Source organism: Kiloniella sp., from assembly GCF_048270245.1.
Lineage (GTDB): Bacteria > Pseudomonadota > Alphaproteobacteria > Kiloniellales > Kiloniellaceae > Kiloniella.
This window is the reverse complement of sequence record NZ_JBLWTH010000004.1, coordinates 238,238-255,446: the sequence shown is the minus strand read 5'-3', so window position 1 is coordinate 255,446 and position 17,209 is coordinate 238,238. Positions and strand designations below refer to the sequence as shown.

The following is a 17,209-nucleotide window of genomic DNA, read 5'->3' as shown; positions in this document are numbered from 1 at the left end:
TGATCTCAATTATCTCAAGTTCGCAACAGAACGCATCATTTCATCGGATGCTGTTAGGATTTTTGAATTCATTTCGTAAGCACGTTGCGCTGTGATCAGGTTTGTTATCTCTGAAACGGCATTGACGTTTGATGTCTCTAGTGCGCCCTGAAGGATGCTACCAAAGCCTGTTGAATTGGGAGAACCATTTGTTGGGGCACCAGACGCTGGTGTTTCCAGGAAGTAGTTATCACCAATCGCTTCCAGTCCGGCTTCATTGGGGAAAATTGCAAGATCAAATTGTCCGGCCAATGCGGCATTTACCTGACCGTCAAGTTTCACATAAACTTCGCCAGCGGAGTTGATAGAGATTGATACCGCGTTTGTTGGGACATTAATGCCCGGCTGTACGGTGTAACCATCCGGGGTGACAATATCACCCGTCGGGGAAAGCTGAAGTGCGCCAGCACGAGTGTAGCCTGTTTCGCCACTGGGTAGCTCTACGTTAAAATAACCTTCACCGTTAATAGCAACATCAAGCGAGTTATCAGTGATGTTCATTTCACCCTGACTTGTGATGCGATAGGTCGCTGATGGTTTAACGCCTAGTCCGAGCTGGATACCTGTTGGAACGACAGTACCTGTATCGGATGAGTTTGTTCCCACACGACGTAGATTTTGATACAGCAAGTCACTGAATTCTGCACGCTGGCGCTTAAAGCCTGTGGTGTTGAGGTTGGCAATGTTATTGGAAATAACTTCAACATTAAGCTGTTGGGCCAGCATTCCAGTTGCACCGATGTTTAATGATCTCATTTTACGGCTCCTGTTAAACTTTTAAACTGGCCAGCGACTGAATAGCTTTAAGCTGGCGGTCATGTTCTTCTTTGATAAATTTAGCCATTGATGTATAGCTGCGCGTTGTGTCAATCATCCGGGTCATTTCAATGACGCCTTGAACGTTAGAGCCTTCGATTGCTCCTTGAATGATTTCACCTGTTACCTGATCAATTGGCTCTTGATTGTCTGCAGTGCTGAAAACGCTTCCAGCTTCTTTTACAAGAAGTTGCTCGTCCTCAAAATCAACCGTTTTTAAGCGGCCTGCCGTTCCTGCGCTAGACGTGATTGTTCCATCCCTAGTGATTGTTATATCTGTTGCAGTTGCCGGGATTGAAATTGGGGCATCACCATCACCAAGGACGAGATATCCTTCTGTTGTGATGAGCTCACCATCAGGGCTTAGTTTAAAAGAGCCGTTTCTTGTGTAACGATCTTCACCATCAACTTCTACGGTAAAGTAGCCTTTTCCAGAGATGGCAACATCCAAAGGGTTGTTTGTTGTATGAAGCTGCCCTTCGGCGAGGTTCCTGACCAATCTTAGATCTTGTGTAAAGCTAAGGTTTTCACCAGTTTTGGTGTCTTTCAGATACTCAACAAACATCATGCCTTCGTTCTTGTAAGCATTGGTGTTCATGTTCGCAACATTGTTGGCAATGATCGCCATTTCTCTACCGAGGGCCATTTGCCTTGAAAGTGCTATGTAACTGGGGTTTTCCATCCTGGATATTCCTTGCCATCATGTGTTCGAACTAATCTATGCATGATGTGTGCCAATTTTGTAATGCCTTGAGCCGTAAGGGACGCGGAGTTGATAAGAGCGGGCGCGTCAGCTTTTGTTGGTTAACAATTTCCGGTATGGGGAAACATTTACCGCTAATAGGGTAAACTATGTTATTCTTTATAGGAGTTATGGGCTTGGGAATGAGAGGGCGGTAAATTGGTAGAATATTTATTAAGTAGAGTTCCTGATAGGATGTTATCTGGTCTTGGGCAGATATTAACACTTTTCGATTAAGCTGCTTTCAGATACAAATTATTTAGATGAAGAGTTTATTGGTAAGGGCGAGGTTTTGCCTGATAAGTATTTGATTTAACGTCTATACTACTTAACGACTTTTTAACCATCTTGACCCCTTATTAATGGGGTATTTTAATTGGAGGCTTATATCAGCATATGACTGATGAATCTGTTGGTGAAGAAGAACTCGAAGTTGAAGCGCGCCCCAAAGGTGGGATGTCGGGAAAGAAACTCGTTCTTTTTTTCATACTGCCTTTATTGCTCATTCTTATTGCAGGCGCTGGCGCTTACTTCACAGGTATGCTTGATTCTTTGCTTGGTAAAGAAGAAGTGGTCGAAGAAGAGGTCGTTGAGGAAGTTATTCCCGCTCATGGACCAGCAGCCTTTTATGATGTGCCAGAGTTATTGGTAAATTTGAATTCCACTGGCAATAAAAAGCATTTTCTGAAAATTACGATTAGTCTAGAGCTTGAAGCGCAAACGGACATTCCCGGTATTGAAGCTGTGATGCCAAGGATTGTCGATAATTTTCAAGTTTATTTAAGAGAGCTCAGAATTGAAGATTTGAGTGGGTCGGCTGGTATCCAGCGTTTGAGAGAAGAATTATTACTTCGGGTGAACGCAGCAGCTGCTCCTATAAAGGTGAAAGATGTATTGTTTCAGGAAATGCTGGTACAGTAACCTGTAAGGTAAGAAATGGCTGACGAAACGGAAGAAGAAGTCGATCAGGAAGCCATGATGGCCGAATGGGAGGCCATGGCGGATGACGACGCGGATGAGGCAGATGACGTTTTCGACGAAGTCGACGACGGCCCTGGTGGTACGCGTGTTCTGGATCAAAGTGAAATTGATAGCCTGCTAGGTGTTGATGCCGGGGATGATGACGGCGGGGACAATTCGGGCATTCAGGCAATTCTCAACTCTGCTTTGGTGTCTTACGAACGCCTTCCAATGTTGGATATTGTTTTTGATCGCTTGGTCAGAATGATGTCGACATCATTACGTAACTTTACTTCCGATAACGTTGAAGTGAGTTTAGATAATATCACCTCGGCACGATTTGGTGATTATCTCAATTCAATTCCTCTGCCCGCTATGCTTACGGTCTTTAAGGCAGAAGAATGGGATAACTACGGTTTGATGACCGTTGATTCTGCATTGATATATTCGATTGTTGATGTGTTACTTGGCGGACGTCGTGGAACGGCTGCTATGCGTATTGAGGGGCGTCCTTATACGACGATCGAACGTAACCTTATTCAAAGATTAGCGCATGTTGTGCTGGCTGATCTATCCAGTGCCTTTGATCCTCTTTCTCCGGTTACTTTTAGATTTGACCGTTTGGAAACCAATCCCCGCTTTGCGACGATTGCACGTCATGAAAATGCTGCGATTGTGATCACTCTGCGTGTCGATATGGAAGATCGGGGCGGACGTGTCGAACTGCTCATTCCTTATGCAACGCTTGAACCTGTGCGTGAACTTTTACTCCAGATGTTTATGGGGGAAAAGTTCGGTCGAGATTCAATTTGGGAAGGACATTTGACTGCTGAACTATGGCAGACAGACGTTTCTATTTTGGCGGTATTGGAGCAAGTGAATATTTCTCTTGGTGATGTGATGAACTGGAAAGTTGGTGATACAATGGATCTGACCGTTTCCCCAGAATCACTTGTCGAGCTAAGATGTGGAGATGTTTCAATGTTCAAAGGGAACATGGGACGGAAAAGCGGAAATATTGCCGTCAAAATTGCCAATAAGATTGTTCGTGATGATGGCGAATAGATTATGTTAGACTTATCGAATATAGAGCTTGGATTTAATATTCTCGTTGCGATCCTTTTGGTGGCAACGATTGCTTATGCGGTAATTTTAAATAAAAAACTGGATGCTTTGCGTGAAGCCAAGGCCGAAATGGAGGGCTTGATACTTTCCTTTTCAGAGACAACGGCTAAAGCGGAAAGAAGTCTTGCTGAATTCAAAGTTCACGCATCGGATACTGGTTCTGGATTGAAAGAGAACACTGCCAAAGCAGATGGAATTTTGTCTGACTTGAGTTATTTGGTGGACCGGGCCGAGGTTGTTGCGGACCGTTTGGAAGAAGATCTTGGTCTGGCACGACAAAAATCTCCAGAGACAGTTTTACCGAAGGGCGTTAAGCCTGGAGAAATCAAAAAAGGCAAAAAACAAATCCCCGATAAAGAAGCTGCAGCCAAAAGAGATCTCTCGCCAGCTGCGGAAGACCTTTTGAAAACCCTAAAAGGCATGCGTTAAGGAGAATATGCTATGCGTTTGCTTCCGATATTAATTGCGGTGTCTTCGTTGACTTTGATCGTTAAGGCCGGGGGGGTCTGGGAGGGGTTTAATCAATCAGGTGAAGCGTTTGCGCAAGCTACTCCGGAAGCTGAAGAAACAGTAGAAGATGAAGCTAAGGCAGAAGCCTCAGAAATAAATGGTGATGAAGAGGCCGCTGAGGGAACTGAACCAAAGGACGTGCCTGAAACCGCTTCGGTTGACGAAGATGCGAAGGGGGTTCCCGTTGTTCAGGGTATTGAAGCCGATCCTTTTTCGATGACGGATGAAGAGATTGAATTGTTACAATCCTTGTCTGCCCGCAGAGAGCAACTTGAAACGCGTGAGCGGGATGTCGAACAAAGAGAAACGCTTTTGCTTGCCGCAGAGCGCAGAATTGATGAGAAAATTTCCGAGCTTGGCAAGCTTCAAAATACGATCGAAGGCTTGATTGTCAAACATGATGAGCAGAGCGAAAAACAGATGCTCAGTCTTGTTAAAATATATGAAAGTATGAAGCCCAAGGATGCTGCCCGGATTTTTGAAGAATTGGATATGATTGTTCTGCTCGGTGTTGTTGAGCGGATGAAAGAAAGAAAGACAGCTCCGATTCTGGCGAGTATGGACCCCAAAAGAGCAAAAGAAATTACGCTAGAATTAGCGCAAAGGCGGGAATTACCCTTATCAAAAGAATAATCGAATCCCAATAAGGATTATGGTTAATTTTTTAATTTATCTGTTCAAATTTCAGAAACAGCCCTGTATCCGTTGAGATACGGGGCTTTTGTTTTTATGAAGTTCCAAGTTTTTTGAAAATAAAAGTCTAAGATCTTGAAAAGCTGCGGTTTGTTTACACTGCGTTAATTGTATGCTGATAGCTTAAAATCACAATTTAAGCGAATGTGTGTGCAAGAGAGATAGTTAAGGAGTTGCTGATGTCGGATGTCGACATGAATATGCCAATCCTCATCGTGGATGATTATAAAACCATGTTGCGTATTGTGCGCAATTTGCTCAAGCAGCTAGGCTTCAACAATGTTGATGAAGCAACAGATGGCAGCAGTGCGTTACAAAAATTGCGTGGTAAGCAATATAGTCTGGTTATTTCTGATTGGAACATGGAGCCCATGAGTGGTCTTCAGTTGCTAAAAGAGTGCCGTGCAGATGCCCACTTGAAGGACTTGTCTTTCATTATGGTTACTGCTGAAAGTAAAACAGAAAACGTTATCGCGGCTAAACAGGCGGGTGTGAACAATTATATTGTGAAGCCGTTTAATGCTGCGACCCTCAAAAAGAAGTTGATCGCGGTACTTGGAAACTTCTAAGAGGTTAATGCTATGACCAACCCGGTCAGAGAAGAGTTACTCGATAAACTGAAGGCTTTTGACACTAATGCTCAGGATGCAGATCTTGAAGCATTAGTGGATAGTCTATTGCAGAACTTTGGTGAAGATGCGATTGAAACCAATCACAAGCTTTTGGCGGAGATTGGCTCTGTCGCAAGTTATATTCACGATATGAAGACGCAACTGGCTTCTTTGAGGCCCGATGAGATTAAGAGTGATTTTCTTCCGACCGCAGCGGATGAACTGGATGCGATTGTGGGGGCAACTGAACAGGCCACCCACAACATCCTTTCCGCGATGGAGACGCTGGAAGAAGTATCTGGAAATCTTGAAGCTGAGGCCGCAGATAAAGTGAATGATGCTGTAACCCAGGTGTATGAAGCCTGTAGCTTTCAGGATATCACTGGTCAACGGATATCGAGAGTGGTGAATGCGTTACAGCATGTAGAAATCAAGGTTGATAAATTGCTCAATGCTTTCGGTGGAGAGGAGTTTGTTCCTGAAAATACAACTGCAAAATCGACGCCGAAACGTGCAGATGGGGTTGAACGACCCGATGAAGATTTGCTCAATGGGCCGCAGCTGCCTGGCGAGGGTGTCAGTCAAGATGACATCGATGCTTTGATGGGATTTGATTAGTTGTTATGCTTGGCCCTTTGTTTCGCAGACGCCAGGATGATGGTGATCGGAATTATGTCGCCTTATTAAGCCTTAAGCTCTTGCTTTTGGCTTTTTTCATTATGCTAAACGCAATTTCTTCATACGAAGAAGAAAAAGCACGAGCTGTTCTTGAATCTGTCAACAACACTTTCCGTGGTGATGCTAGTCATATGGAACGGCATGCCTCTTTTGATCAAGCGTTAGATAACCTTGATGATCAAACAGATTTAATCACTGAAATCGAACGACTGTTTGAAACAACTATCCCCGCTGTGGAAAGAGAGCAGGGAAGTACCCAAAATTTTCTACGCCTTAAATTACCTGTTGAAGCTTTGTTCTATCGTGATGAAGTTGAACTTGCTTCCGGGCGCGAACTTTTGTTGAAGCGGTTAGCGGCATCCCTGCAAAAGGTTGATGTCGAGGGTGGTTACTATGAGTTTGAATTTCTTTATGGTACGTCGGTACGTCAGGACGAGGGGCAGAAAAGCCTTCTTGATTTGATGTTAAGGAGACTGGAAGTTGTTGCGATTGAAGCCCTGGATGCGGGTATTCCAAAAGAGAGACTAGTAGTAGGTTTACAACCAAATCGAGCGGGTTATGTTTTTGTTGTAATTCGATTGTACGACCAAGCGCCACCTAATATTACCTTTAGCTCTTATCGAGAGGAAAGATAATGGCTGGTAAGGGAAAAAGGAATAAAAACGCCCGGGGTGAAGCACAGAAGAAAGCGCGTGCAGATAAGATTTATGAAGAGGGTAAAAAGAACTTCGATAAAGAACAAGTACAGAAGAGCTCTGATAAGCATGAAATTGCGGATGTTCCAAAATCAAAACTCTTTGCCAACAGAAGGCAGAATGAACAGGCCGTCGCCGTGAATTATGGTTCAAGTTGGATGGTAACTTTTACTGACCTTGTCGCGTTGATGCTGACCTTTTTTGTTTTGTTATATTCGATGTCTGTGATGGAAGAAAAGCAATGGCGTAATTTGGTTGATTCCCTTGCAAGTAACCTCAAAATTGAGGGAGTAATTGCAGAACCAAAACCTGCAAAAAGTTTAACAATGGAGCCCGTTGACTTCATACCGGGAGAGGACTTGGATTATTTACAGGCATTGTTATCTGAAAAATTCAAGTCTGATTCAGGTTTATCCCAAGCTATTTTAACAAGATTGGATGATCGTGTCGTGGTTTCTGTGCCTGGTGATTTATTGTTTTTAACGGGTGCGATAGAGCCTATGGAAGAGGCACAGCCTATTTTACGGCGTTTAGGTCAAATTTTTCAAAATATAAGTAACAAAATTGAGATTGCAGGGCATGCTGACCCTGCGGTTCCCTCGGGCGAACAAAATTACCAAACTAACTGGCCTCTATCAGTGGCCAGAGCTAACTATGTTGCTGGTTTATTAGAAAAATCTGGATATAGGGGCACAATTTTATCGCGCGGCTATGGTGATTCGCGTTATGATGAGATAACCGATAGGTTATCGGAAGACCAAAGGGAAAAGCTCGCGCGTCGTGTTGATATTATTGTGCATTCCTATGCAGGAGAAAATGGGTGATTAAAGCGCTATGCCAAATATTTATGGCAGGGGCGCTTTTGTTGTTTATTTCTTCTGCTCCTCATGCCCAGGAAATTCCTGTAAGGACAGGTATTCACCCCGGGTATGGTCGCATTGTTTTTGATTGGCCTGAACAGGTTTCTCATAATGCGAGAATAGATCAACGCCAGCTAATTGTTGAGTTTGGTAAGGCTGGTGATTATCAGTTGGATAATATCCGCCAAGGCGTAAAGGGCTATACAGGAAGCCCCACAATAGACCCCACTAAAAAAATTCTGACCTTTCCATTGCTTGATGATTTCTCTCTAAAAACGTTTTCCTCAGGCCTAAAAATTATTGTCGATCTGCAGGTTGATATAAACGCAGAAAATAATAAGGATGTGGCTACAAAAACGGATAGCCGACCTGTACCCGGCGTTGGATTTAGGTTTGCTGAGCACCCGGATTATAACAGGCTTGTTTTTGATTGGCCTGAAAAGGTGAAGGGGACAATCTCTCAAGTCGGTGACAAGTTAAACGTTCGTTTTGATCAAGGGGCGTCAGTTGATCTTAGGACGCTCAATAAACAAAAAATGCCATTTGTCGAAAACGGTCGGGTTATTGCTAGTACACCAAAGTTAACTGTTGAATTTGGCCTTGTTCCAGAGGCGCAAGCCCGTATTTTTAATGTCGGATCAAAGTCTGTTATTGACGTTAAGCTCGGTTCTGTAAAGAAAAGTACGTCATCGGCTGGAAAAACAAAATCTGATCCGGCAAAAGGGCAAACAGCATCTGCCGAGAACAAAAAAGTGCAGGCGGATGAAAGCAATAAAAACGAAAATCCGGACACGGTAAGATCTGAACAAAAAAATGCTGAGACAACGTCAGCAGAACCATCAGCTTCTCTTCCGAAATTAGAAGAGTTAGCAGGGCCGGGACCTTTGTCACTTTTACCTAAACCCGTAAATTCTAATGTAGCAAATGATGAGGCCGAAAAAACTTTATCAGATACGCAAATAACTTCAGAAGACACTTCCAAAGACAATGCCGAAATTAAAGCCAATAATGATGGTGAAAATACGCCTCTTTCAGAAAATACCACCCCTCCAGAAGAGGGGCGTAATTTGCTTGAGGGCAATACAAAAAAGCGGCTCTCAAAACCTCAGGGAAATAATGGCCCTGTAAAATTATCTGACTTTAAGTTGGTGGATGACCCGAACACAGAACGTTCAATTGAGCAAGATTTGGTAACTCTGACAGAACCCTTGGAAATTCCAAACCTTGTTCCTCCGCCAGGGCGCTCTGCTGATCTGTTGCCGCCAACAATTTTGAATTTTAATTGGAAAGAAGAGACTGGCGCGGTTGTTTTCCGTCGCGGAGAACACCTATGGCTTGTTTTTGATCGGGAGGGCCCTGATAACCTTGCCGAAGCTATTGAGGCGATGGTACCGCATTTTGCCCCTGTTGATACACAGCCTGTTGCAGGTGCTACAGTTGTTCGCTTAACGGCACCAGCAACAGAAGTCCCTAGATTAAGTAAGCAGGATAATACCTGGACGATTGATATTCGTCGAAGATCTTCTTTGCCAGTACAGGCGATTTCGAATGTCTTGGGCGAGGGAGAGGATGGACCTGAGGTTCGCTTTTTAGTTAAGTCTGTGAGCCGTTTGTTATCGCTTTCTCATCCAGAACTTGGCGATAGACTGATTGTTGCTCCTATTGGCGAGCCGAACCTTGGATCATCTGATATTGACGAATTTCCACAGTTCAGGTCTCTACCTTCTTATCAAGGGGTGGTATTGCAACCTACTGCAGAAGGGCTGGTTGTTGCCCTGACATCTCGTGCTGTTGTCGTCCGTAGCCGTGATCAGTTGATTGTTTCTGATGAAACTGCCCGTTCTCTTCCTCGTAGTGCGACGATCACACCTGTCGCACCTGTAAAGATGTTAAATTTGGAAGCAGACCGATTGGGCAATGAGGACGATTATCTTAAAAACTTACAAGAACTGCAACGTGCTGTCGTTGAAACGACTGGTATGCAACAGGGGTTAGCGCGCTTGGACTTGGCCCGGTTCTTTTTTTCACATGGACGGGGTGCCGAAGCTGCAGGCATGCTTCGTCTTATTGGGCAGGAAAACCGTCGATTAAGTGATGATCCGTCCTATCAACTGTTGTTGGGGGCAACACAGTTTTTGAGCGATAAATTTGACGAAGCCCAGAAAACACTTTCTAGCCCGGTACTGGCTGGGGAATGGGAGGCCAATTTATGGCAAGCTGCGCTAGCGGCATCTGGTCAAGACTGGGGACCTGCGGCGATTGGTTTTTCAGAAACTGAGACGCTGATCGGCGACTTCCCGCAAAATATAAGGAATAAACTCTACCTGCTTGCAGCAGACTCAAAGCTGCATGTCGGAGATACAGGAAGCGCAAGTTTACTTATTGGTAAAGTACTATCAGGTGAACCAACCGATTTTGAAAAAGCGCAGGCAGATTTTCTAGAGGGACAGAGACAGCTTCAGGACGGCTTCCCGGAAGAGGCGCGCACAATCTGGAAAGGCTTGAAATATAACAGGCATCGCCCCACAAGTGCCAGAGCGCGTCATGCGCTTACAAAACTTGACATAGATGAGGGGACGATCACTCAAGAAGAAGGTATTGAACAACTTGAACAGTTAAGATTCGCCTGGCGAGGTGATAAATTCGAGTTTGCCATTCTTAGTGAGTTGGGGGACCGCTACGCTGATGAATTAGATTTCCGCAAAAGCTTACATTCTCTTCGCCAAGCAGCTTCATATTTTCCTCATTCGGAACGGGCGGATAAAATCGCGAAACGGATGCAGGAAATTTTTGAGGGAATGTATGTCGAGGATGGTGGAAAGAGAATACCGCCGTTGTCCTCTATTGCTCTGTATGAAGAGTTTAAGGAGCTAACGCCGCTTGGTGACAAAGGCGATATTATGATCACTAAATTAGCGGACCGTCTTGTTGATGTTGATCTGTTAGAGCAAGCGGGTAATTTGCTAGAAGAGCAAGTGGATTTCCGATTAGAGGGTGAGGAGAAAGCCCGTGTTGGAAGTCGATTGGCCTTAATTCGGTTGTTGGAAAAAAGCGCTGAAGAGAGTCTTGTTGCCCTGGATAAAACCGAAGGGGATAAAATATCTGATGATTTGGCTCAGCAAAGGTTGCATTTAAGAGCAAGGGCTTTGGCAGAGCTGTCAAAAGAAGAAGAAGCTTTGAATTTACTCGCGGAGGATCAAAGCCTTGATGCGTTGCGCTTGAAAGCCGACATTTTGTGGAAACAGCGAAAGTGGGAGGAGGCTGGAAAAATTCTTGGTAAATTAATCCCTGCGTCTCCGCCGGCGGACCGAATTTTGAATGATAAGGAAAGCCAAGCTGTGATCAATCTCGCTATTGCACAAACTCTTTCTGAAGATAACGAGGGGCTGAAACTCCTAAGGGATAGCTATAGCTCTATTATGAGTAAGGGGCCGCACAGCGATACATTCAAACTTTTAACAAACAGCTTGAATTCGGGGTCTGTGACGTCAATTGCTGAAGAGTTAAAGCAAATCTCTCAGGTTCAGGCTTTTATGGATCAGTACCGCAGCAAGCTTAAGTCAACGCCCCTGAGTGAAATCAATTAGGTCTTCGTGTTATATTTGGAAATCAAGGGCGTTGTGAATGCAATTCGTATAGCTATCCGAAGCTTCGAACCAAGCTTCCGGCAATTAAATACCAACCATCAACCATCACAAAGAAAATCAACTTAAAGGGTAAAGAAAGCATAATTGGTGGCAACATCATCATACCCATCGACATCAAAACAGATGCAACAACCATGTCGATTATCAAAAAGGGCAGGAAGATTAAAAAACCAATTTCGAAAGCTCTTCTTAATTCACTGATCATAAAGGCGGGTATGAGCGCACGAAGCGGGGTTGCCGATGGTTCTGTTACCTCTCCGGTTTCAGCAAGGTCAAGGAATAGTCGAAGGTCTTTTTCTCTAACGTGCTGTAGCATGAAATTCCGGATAGGTCCTGTGCCTCTATCCCATGCCTCAATTTCGGTTATTTCTTCATCTACAAGAGGTTTTATCGCGTCCTGATAAACTTTTTCCATTGTTGGCGTCATGATGAAGGCGGTGAGAAATAATGCCAAGCTGATTAAGACAGTGTTGGGCGGTGCCTGTTGAATACCCATTGCGGTTCGGATAAATGATAGAACGACAATAATTCTGGTAAAAGACGTAACCATCATCAGAATGGCCGGGGCAAGGCTTAGGATGGTAAGTAGCGCCAGCATCTGTATTATACGGCCGCTTCCTGAACCAAGTATTTCATTATTCAAATCAAGGGTCAGTGCCTGTGCCCAGCTTTGATCTGGAATGAATGAAATACCAGCTGTTAACGCTGCAATTACAGTAATTTTAGGGTTAATACTTTTTGTCATACCCCTGAGCTTTCATTCATTTTTCCAGCGCCTATAGGGGCTTTTGTTTTATCTGTTTGATCCAGAGAAATGTTGCAAGGAACTGTATCAAGCAGGAGATCATTTGTGCCACCAACCAAGACAAGATGCTCTTTGTTATCGCATTGGATTAGTACAATTTTTCTTTTGGCATCCAACGGTTTAACTTCTGCGATTTGAATACGTTTTTGCTTATTTCCTGTTATCGCAGGGCCATGACCCAAGCCTAACTTCTTTGCAATAATTGAAAACGCAAATATTAGACCGATGATAAATATCAGGCTTAAGAAGAACTGGAAATAATTACCATAATCCATTGAATTATTTTTTTCCTGGCTGGTTTGCGCTGGTATACGCGCGGGCCGCTTTGTTATGGCTGGTGGTTTCTTTTATCTCTACACGTACCTTATCCAGATTACTATTGATTGTAATCGTAAGGTTATCGAGCTCTTCAATTAAGGCTAACAATTTTGGGGATAACTTTGACCGTTCTGCCGATGGAAGGTGCTGTAATTCCCGGCACAAAAAGTCGGTAACTTTGGGTAAATCAGTAACGTCAAAGTCGTTCCCGGACTTAATCGTGGAATTGGCTAGGGCTATTTGCTGGGAAAGATGTGTTATCTGTTCCCGAAGTTCATCAAACGTTGTCATGACTGTTTTGGTGTTTCATCAAGAGGTTGTTTCTGTTCATCATAAACATAGTTTAGGATTGTGGCTACTGCCGTTAGCGCTTCTAAGGGAATTTCACTTTCCAATTCAACGTTAGCGAGGATCTGGGCCAAATCTGAATCTGTTCTTACCTTTACACCTTGCTCAAAGGCAATTTGCAGAATTTGTTCGGCGACTTCGCCTGAACCTTTTGCAATAACCTTTGTTTGGCCCGCTGGATTTCGTTTAACGGCGATAGATAGTTGTGGGGTTTCTGCCTCTTCCTTATCAGAGGGGGGCTCGCTTTGCGTGGTAGAAAACGAAGGGGGTAGTTTTTTTTGTTGATCTTCGTTAATTACACTCATCCTGTTTTCTCTAATAAAATCAGAAAATTCATTATTAGTTTGCCCCTTTATACTTAATGAAAGGTTATGAGGGGGAGGTGCAGTGTAAATCTAAATAGGGGTAAATTTAAATTAGGGACGATCTGAGATTATTCATCTTCAGTTGTCAGATCAATGCCAAGCATATCCAGAGATCCAGCGACAGCCGCTTTGTTTTCTTCTTGAATTCGTTCGTGAAGTTCTTGTCTAAGAACTGTGGCATCTTCGGGGAAGGTGAAGCCAATTTTTACCGATTTCCCACGGATATCAACAACTTTGACTTCAATGTCGTTGTTGATGATGACAGATTCACCAATTTTCCGTGTAAGGTATAACATCGCGGACGTCGGACTCCCTGTCCCTTATTTGCCAAATGCTGACTTATGTTGTTTTTATAACTACTTGTTCTATTGCTAAGTTTATACGTGTATTTTTTAAATAGGTCGAGCCAAAGTTCCATTTTTATGTTATTTTTTGCTAGATCGGAAATTCGTTAACAGGTTATTAAGTTAGTAAGCGTATTATTCCGGGGGTTGTGGACCTTATCGTTTATGAGGAGAGCCGACGTTGGCTGATAAGCTGAAAATTACGGATGTTCTAGCCAGAAAGATGGATTGGCTGACACAGCGACAGGCTGTGATCTCTAAGAATATCGCGAATTCGGATACTCTGAACTATGTCCCTTTGGATTTAAAAGATAACCATTTTAAGTCATTGGTTAGTCGATCGGCCCCTGTGATGGCACAGCGATCCAGTCATGACGGACACTTGTCAAGCAATCCTCTCAAAGGTGATCAGGCTCGCGCAAACAAGGCGAAAGATATTTATGAGACAGCTCCCGCTGGTAATGCGGTTATTCTGGAAGAGCAAATGATCAAAATGTCTCAAACACAATTGGATTATCAAGGCATGGTGCGTCTTTATAAAAAGCATCAAGAGATGTACAAGATGGTTCTTAAAGGGCCATAACTTAGGCAGGTTGTTTTTAGCACATAGTGTTTGATGAATTTTAGGAAAATAAGCAATGTCCGATCTTTATAAATCAATGCAGGTTTCTGCCTCTGGCATGAGAGCGCAGGGGACACGGCTCCGCATTATTTCTGAAAACATTGCCAATGCTGATTCTGTCGCTCAAGAACCAGGTGGTGCTCCTTACCGTCGCAAGATGGTCTCGTTTGGTTCGGAACTGAGTAGAGAACTTGGTGTCGAAAAAGTTGTCGTTAAAGATGTACTGACGGATAAGTCTGAATTTAAAAGAGAATATTTGCCCGGACACCCGGCAGCTGATGAAGACGGATATGTGCTTCAACCCAATGTGAACTCGTTGATCGAAATGACGGATATGCGCGAAGCGCAGCGAAGCTTCGAGGCAAACCTTCAGGCAATACAAGCATCGAAAAGTATGTTACAGCGTACTTTGGAAATACTTCAGTAGAATAAGCGTAAGAGGATTTAGATAATGGCTGTAAATTTTGTTGATGCAGTAAACGCTTACAATCAAGCTGCTGAAAAAGGTCTTGTAGGGAAAAAAGATAAGTCTGATCCGGTCGGTGACGATTTTGCGTCAACATTGCGAGACGTTGCCGCTGATACCTTGGGTACAATGCAAACGGCGGAAAATAAAACGTTGATGGCAGCTGCAGGTAAAGCGGATGTGACAGACGTGGTAACCGCGATGTCTGAAGCAGAGGTCACTTTGCAAACTGTTGTTGCTGTACGTGATAAGGTTGTTCAGGCCTATCAGGAAATTTTAAGAATGCCAATTTAATCTGGCTAGGTTAGTACGTAACAGAAAATTAATTCCACAGGTGGGGCATGAGTGAAACAGACGTCATTGAGTTTGGTAAAGAAGCTGTTTGGGTCATGCTTAAAATGAGCGCACCAACCTTGTCAGTTGCTTTGTTAGTTGGGTTAATTATTTCCCTGTTCCAAGCTTTAACCCAGTTGCAGGAAATGACGCTAACCTTTGTTCCCAAACTGATTATCATTAGCTTAACCCTTGTTACGACAGCACCGTTTATGGCGCAAACACTTGGGGATTTTACTGAACAAATTATGGATAAAATCGTCGCTCTGGGTTAGGTCATGCTCTATGATTTACTTCCTTCTAGCGTATATATCGTATTAATCGTTTTCACACGTATCGGCAGCGCCATGATTCTGTTGCCAGGTTTTGGGGAATCATATGTTTCTCCCAGGGCCAGGTTAGCGTTAGCTATTTTAATTACTCTGGTTGTTGCCCCGTTGATAGCCTCCAGCATTCCTCAGATGCCAGAACAAATCTCCGGTTTGGGATTTCTGGTTTTTAGTGAGGCTTTGATAGGTTTTTTTATGGGGACCGTTGCAAGGATGTTTTTAAGTGCAGCGGCATCTGCGGGCATGATTGCAGCGACAATGTCTTCTTTGGCAAACGCGTTGATCCAAGACCCTGTTTCAGCTCAACAAGCTTCAATTATGGGCACATTTTTAACCGCGATCGCTATTGTGTTGATTATGGTTCTGGATATTCACCACCTATTTATTCTTGGTTTGGTAGATAGTTATGAGCTTTTTGTGCCGGGCCAGATATTACCAACGGGTGATTTTTCAAACATGATTGCTCGGGTTGTTGGTGATACGTTTATTCTGGCGACACGAATGGCGGCTCCTTTTATTGTTGTTGGAATGATTTTTTTTCTTGGCTTGGGTTTACTTGCGAAATTAATGCCGCAAATGCAGGTGTTTTTTGTAGCAATGCCGCTTCAGGTTGCAATGGGTATTACCGTCTTATTCCTTTCTGTGCCAGTCATGATAAAAGTCTATATGATTAGCTTAGAAGAGCATTGGATGGTGTTTGTGAAATGATGGAAATATCTATTTGTTTCACAGTAATAAAGAGGGCATCTCATGTCCGATGATAGTGATGAGTCCCAAAAAACAGAAGAGCCAACCGCAAAAAAATTAGCTGATGCGCGGCAAAAAGGCGATGTCCCTAAATCTCAAGAGTTGAACTCTTGGTTTTCATTTTTTGGTTTTTTGTTGTTTCTCAGTTTTTTCTCTGTCTGGATTAGCCAAGAACTGGGAGCAACGCTTGCTGCTTTTTTAGAGCGACCAGATACAATAAGACTTGAAACAGGGCACATATTTGAGGCGACAATTTCTCTCATCAAAGATGTTGGCATTCTTTTTATTACACCTGCTGTTATCATGATTGCGTTTGCAATTGCATCGGGGTTAATGCAGCACGGGTTTTTGATATCATCTGAATCGTTAACCCCGAAGTTAAGTAAGATCTCACCACTTGCAGGATTCAAACGACTTTTTTCTCTTCAGTCCGTAATGAATTTAGTCAAGGGTTTGGCCAAACTTATTATTGTTGGTGGGATCATTGGCTTTGTTCTTTGGCCTAAACGTTCTGTCGTGCCCCAACTTTCAGAACTTAATGTGGCGCAGATGACAATAACGCTTCTGGATTGGGCGACCCTCATCGTGATCGCGGTTGTTGCTGTAATGGCCGTAATTGCGGGGCTTGATTATCTGTATCAATATTTTGAGTACATAAAAAAGCTCAAGATGACGAAACAGGAAGTCAAAGACGAATCAAAGCAGAGTGAAGGTGACCCGATGGTCAAGGGGCGTTTGCGTCAATTACGGATGGAAAAGGCTCGACAGAGAATGATGGCCTCTGTTCCCAATGCTGATGTTGTCATAACGAACCCGACGCACTTTGCGGTTGCTCTGGAATACAACGGTATGATGATGGAGGCCCCTAAACTTACTGCAAAAGGGGTGGATGCGGTTGCTTTTCGTATCCGTAAGGTAGCTGAAGAAAATAAAATTCCGGTGATGGAGAACCCCCCGTTGGCACGTGCTCTTTATGCTGGGGTGGAGATTGACCAAGAGATCCCGCCAGAACACTATAAAGCAGTCGCCGAAATCATTGGTTACGTTATGAAACTCAAAAAATAACAAGAGTTCTTTGTAATCGAGAACCTTTCTTAAGCTATCCTGTTTGTTTTTAAACGATTTTCGGGTTAATCTTTCATTTACTGTCTTATTG

Annotated in this window: 22 protein-coding genes; 15 read left to right on the top strand and 7 right to left on the bottom strand. The window is 43.6% G+C overall.

Annotation, left to right across the window (positions count from 1 at the left end):
- Positions 1-9: 9 nt before the first annotated feature.
- Both flgG and flgF read right to left on the bottom strand, forming a co-directional pair.
- A complete protein-coding gene (gene flgG, locus ACN0W5_RS11460; RefSeq protein WP_047764831.1) occupies positions 10-795 on the bottom strand; it encodes a flagellar basal-body rod protein FlgG in 786 nt (261 codons plus the stop codon).
- A 13-nt stretch (positions 796-808) separates the two neighbouring features.
- Complete coding sequence (gene flgF / locus ACN0W5_RS11455) at positions 809-1,537, bottom strand: flagellar basal-body rod protein FlgF (protein ID WP_417454241.1); 729 nt, start codon at positions 1,535-1,537, stop codon at positions 809-811.
- A gap of 456 nt (positions 1,538-1,993) precedes the next feature.
- Between flgF and ACN0W5_RS11450 the strand changes: the two genes are divergently transcribed.
- From ACN0W5_RS11450 to ACN0W5_RS11410, 9 genes are all read left to right on the top strand, one after another.
- Positions 1,994-2,518 (top strand): flagellar basal body-associated FliL family protein, encoded by a 525-nt coding sequence (locus ACN0W5_RS11450; protein ID WP_299380704.1) that lies wholly within the window; start codon positions 1,994-1,996, stop codon positions 2,516-2,518.
- A 15-nt stretch (positions 2,519-2,533) separates the two neighbouring features.
- Positions 2,534-3,622 (top strand): flagellar motor switch protein FliM, encoded by a 1,089-nt coding sequence (gene fliM / locus ACN0W5_RS11445; RefSeq protein WP_047764828.1) that lies wholly within the window; start codon positions 2,534-2,536, stop codon positions 3,620-3,622.
- A gap of 3 nt (positions 3,623-3,625) precedes the next feature.
- The gene (locus ACN0W5_RS11440; RefSeq protein ID WP_417454240.1) at positions 3,626-4,111 is read left to right on the top strand and encodes a DUF6468 domain-containing protein; all 486 of its coding nucleotides are present in this window, start codon (positions 3,626-3,628) and stop codon (positions 4,109-4,111) included.
- Positions 4,112-4,123: 12 nt separating this feature from the next.
- Positions 4,124-4,825 carry a MotE family protein gene (locus ACN0W5_RS11435; RefSeq protein WP_417454239.1) on the top strand — a complete coding sequence of 234 codons (702 nt, stop codon included), beginning with the start codon at positions 4,124-4,126 and terminating at the stop codon, positions 4,823-4,825.
- Between the two features lie 239 nt (positions 4,826-5,064).
- On the top strand, positions 5,065-5,454 hold the full coding sequence (locus tag ACN0W5_RS11430) for a response regulator (RefSeq protein ID WP_046507440.1): 390 nt from the start codon (positions 5,065-5,067) through the stop codon (positions 5,452-5,454).
- 12 nt (positions 5,455-5,466) lie between these two features.
- Positions 5,467-6,114 (top strand): protein phosphatase CheZ, encoded by a 648-nt coding sequence (locus ACN0W5_RS11425; protein WP_417454238.1) that lies wholly within the window; start codon positions 5,467-5,469, stop codon positions 6,112-6,114.
- 5 nt (positions 6,115-6,119) lie between these two features.
- On the top strand, positions 6,120-6,809 hold the full coding sequence (locus ACN0W5_RS11420; protein ID WP_417454237.1) for a flagellar motor protein MotB: 690 nt from the start codon (positions 6,120-6,122) through the stop codon (positions 6,807-6,809).
- The gene (locus ACN0W5_RS11415) at positions 6,809-7,693 is read left to right on the top strand and encodes a flagellar motor protein MotB (RefSeq protein WP_417454236.1); all 885 of its coding nucleotides are present in this window, start codon (positions 6,809-6,811) and stop codon (positions 7,691-7,693) included. Before ACN0W5_RS11420 ends, ACN0W5_RS11415 begins: the two co-directional genes overlap by 1 nt.
- The gene (locus ACN0W5_RS11410) at positions 7,690-11,316 is read left to right on the top strand and encodes a tetratricopeptide repeat protein (protein WP_417454235.1); all 3,627 of its coding nucleotides are present in this window, start codon (positions 7,690-7,692) and stop codon (positions 11,314-11,316) included. The genes ACN0W5_RS11415 and ACN0W5_RS11410 overlap by 4 nt, the downstream gene beginning before the upstream one ends.
- 52 nt (positions 11,317-11,368) lie before the next feature.
- On the opposite strand, the gene fliP is transcribed toward ACN0W5_RS11410, so the two are convergent.
- The 5 genes from fliP to csrA form a co-directional block, all read right to left on the bottom strand.
- Entirely contained in the window at positions 11,369-12,121 is a 753-nt protein-coding gene (gene fliP / locus ACN0W5_RS11405; protein WP_417454234.1) for a flagellar type III secretion system pore protein FliP, read from the bottom strand.
- The gene (locus ACN0W5_RS11400; protein ID WP_417454233.1) at positions 12,118-12,456 is read right to left on the bottom strand and encodes a FliO/MopB family protein; all 339 of its coding nucleotides are present in this window, start codon (positions 12,454-12,456) and stop codon (positions 12,118-12,120) included. The genes fliP and ACN0W5_RS11400 overlap by 4 nt, the downstream gene beginning before the upstream one ends.
- A gap of 4 nt (positions 12,457-12,460) precedes the next feature.
- Positions 12,461-12,790 carry a hypothetical protein gene (locus ACN0W5_RS11395; protein ID WP_417454232.1) on the bottom strand — a complete coding sequence of 110 codons (330 nt, stop codon included), beginning with the start codon at positions 12,788-12,790 and terminating at the stop codon, positions 12,461-12,463.
- On the bottom strand, positions 12,787-13,152 hold the full coding sequence (locus ACN0W5_RS11390; protein WP_417454231.1) for an EscU/YscU/HrcU family type III secretion system export apparatus switch protein: 366 nt from the start codon (positions 13,150-13,152) through the stop codon (positions 12,787-12,789). The genes ACN0W5_RS11395 and ACN0W5_RS11390 overlap by 4 nt, the downstream gene beginning before the upstream one ends.
- A 128-nt stretch (positions 13,153-13,280) precedes the next feature.
- A complete protein-coding gene (csrA, locus tag ACN0W5_RS11385; RefSeq protein ID WP_417454230.1) occupies positions 13,281-13,508 on the bottom strand; it encodes a carbon storage regulator CsrA in 228 nt (75 codons plus the stop codon).
- Between the two features lie 229 nt (positions 13,509-13,737).
- Here csrA and ACN0W5_RS11380 point away from each other — a divergent pair, with 229 nt between their 5' ends.
- Genes ACN0W5_RS11380 through flhB form a run of 6 tightly spaced genes read left to right on the top strand, consistent with a single transcriptional unit; the run spans position 13,738 to position 17,118 of the window.
- Positions 13,738-14,139, top strand: a complete 402-nt coding sequence (locus ACN0W5_RS11380) for a flagellar basal body rod protein FlgB (protein ID WP_417454229.1) — start codon at positions 13,738-13,740, stop codon at positions 14,137-14,139.
- A gap of 55 nt (positions 14,140-14,194) precedes the next feature.
- On the top strand, positions 14,195-14,605 hold the full coding sequence (gene flgC / locus ACN0W5_RS11375) for a flagellar basal body rod protein FlgC (protein ID WP_417430082.1): 411 nt from the start codon (positions 14,195-14,197) through the stop codon (positions 14,603-14,605).
- 24 nt (positions 14,606-14,629) lie between these two features.
- The gene (gene fliE / locus ACN0W5_RS11370) at positions 14,630-14,938 is read left to right on the top strand and encodes a flagellar hook-basal body complex protein FliE (protein WP_417454228.1); all 309 of its coding nucleotides are present in this window, start codon (positions 14,630-14,632) and stop codon (positions 14,936-14,938) included.
- A gap of 47 nt (positions 14,939-14,985) precedes the next feature.
- Positions 14,986-15,252: a flagellar biosynthesis protein FliQ gene (fliQ, locus tag ACN0W5_RS11365; RefSeq protein ID WP_417430078.1), complete on the top strand. Its 267-nt coding sequence runs from the start codon at positions 14,986-14,988 to the stop codon at positions 15,250-15,252.
- A 3-nt stretch (positions 15,253-15,255) separates the two neighbouring features.
- Positions 15,256-16,014, top strand: coding sequence for a flagellar biosynthetic protein FliR (locus tag ACN0W5_RS11360; protein WP_417454227.1), 759 nt, complete (start codon positions 15,256-15,258; stop codon positions 16,012-16,014).
- 42 nt (positions 16,015-16,056) lie between these two features.
- On the top strand, positions 16,057-17,118 hold the full coding sequence (gene flhB / locus ACN0W5_RS11355; RefSeq protein WP_417454226.1) for a flagellar biosynthesis protein FlhB: 1,062 nt from the start codon (positions 16,057-16,059) through the stop codon (positions 17,116-17,118).
- The last annotated feature ends 91 nt before the right edge of the window (positions 17,119-17,209 follow it).

Excerpts from the sequence above, each read along its gene's own strand:
- ACN0W5_RS11390 (WP_417454231.1), bottom strand. The coding sequence starts at position 13,152 with ATGAGTGTAATTAACGAAGATCAACAAAAAAAACTACCCCCTTCGTTT.
- ACN0W5_RS11435 (WP_417454239.1), top strand. The coding sequence starts at position 4,124 with ATGCGTTTGCTTCCGATATTAATTGCGGTGTCTTCGTTGACTTTGATC.
- fliP (WP_417454234.1), bottom strand. The coding sequence starts at position 12,121 with ATGACAAAAAGTATTAACCCTAAAATTACTGTAATTGCAGCGTTAACA.
- fliE (WP_417454228.1), top strand. The coding sequence starts at position 14,630 with ATGGCTGTAAATTTTGTTGATGCAGTAAACGCTTACAATCAAGCTGCT.
- csrA (WP_417454230.1), bottom strand. The coding sequence starts at position 13,508 with ATGTTATACCTTACACGGAAAATTGGTGAATCTGTCATCATCAACAAC.
- flhB (WP_417454226.1), top strand. The coding sequence starts at position 16,057 with ATGTCCGATGATAGTGATGAGTCCCAAAAAACAGAAGAGCCAACCGCA.
- ACN0W5_RS11420 (WP_417454237.1), top strand. The coding sequence starts at position 6,120 with ATGCTTGGCCCTTTGTTTCGCAGACGCCAGGATGATGGTGATCGGAAT.
- flgF (WP_417454241.1), bottom strand. The coding sequence starts at position 1,537 with ATGGAAAACCCCAGTTACATAGCACTTTCAAGGCAAATGGCCCTCGGT.
- ACN0W5_RS11400 (WP_417454233.1), bottom strand. The coding sequence starts at position 12,456 with ATGGATTATGGTAATTATTTCCAGTTCTTCTTAAGCCTGATATTTATC.
- ACN0W5_RS11425 (WP_417454238.1), top strand. The coding sequence starts at position 5,467 with ATGACCAACCCGGTCAGAGAAGAGTTACTCGATAAACTGAAGGCTTTT.
- fliQ (WP_417430078.1), top strand. The coding sequence starts at position 14,986 with ATGAGTGAAACAGACGTCATTGAGTTTGGTAAAGAAGCTGTTTGGGTC.
- ACN0W5_RS11440 (WP_417454240.1), top strand. The coding sequence starts at position 3,626 with ATGTTAGACTTATCGAATATAGAGCTTGGATTTAATATTCTCGTTGCG.
- ACN0W5_RS11450 (WP_299380704.1), top strand. The coding sequence starts at position 1,994 with ATGACTGATGAATCTGTTGGTGAAGAAGAACTCGAAGTTGAAGCGCGC.
- flgC (WP_417430082.1), top strand. The coding sequence starts at position 14,195 with ATGTCCGATCTTTATAAATCAATGCAGGTTTCTGCCTCTGGCATGAGA.
- ACN0W5_RS11360 (WP_417454227.1), top strand. The coding sequence starts at position 15,256 with ATGCTCTATGATTTACTTCCTTCTAGCGTATATATCGTATTAATCGTT.
- ACN0W5_RS11395 (WP_417454232.1), bottom strand. The coding sequence starts at position 12,790 with ATGACAACGTTTGATGAACTTCGGGAACAGATAACACATCTTTCCCAG.
- flgG (WP_047764831.1), bottom strand. The coding sequence starts at position 795 with ATGAGATCATTAAACATCGGTGCAACTGGAATGCTGGCCCAACAGCTT.
- ACN0W5_RS11415 (WP_417454236.1), top strand. The coding sequence starts at position 6,809 with ATGGCTGGTAAGGGAAAAAGGAATAAAAACGCCCGGGGTGAAGCACAG.
- fliM (WP_047764828.1), top strand. The coding sequence starts at position 2,534 with ATGGCTGACGAAACGGAAGAAGAAGTCGATCAGGAAGCCATGATGGCC.
- ACN0W5_RS11430 (WP_046507440.1), top strand. The coding sequence starts at position 5,065 with ATGTCGGATGTCGACATGAATATGCCAATCCTCATCGTGGATGATTAT.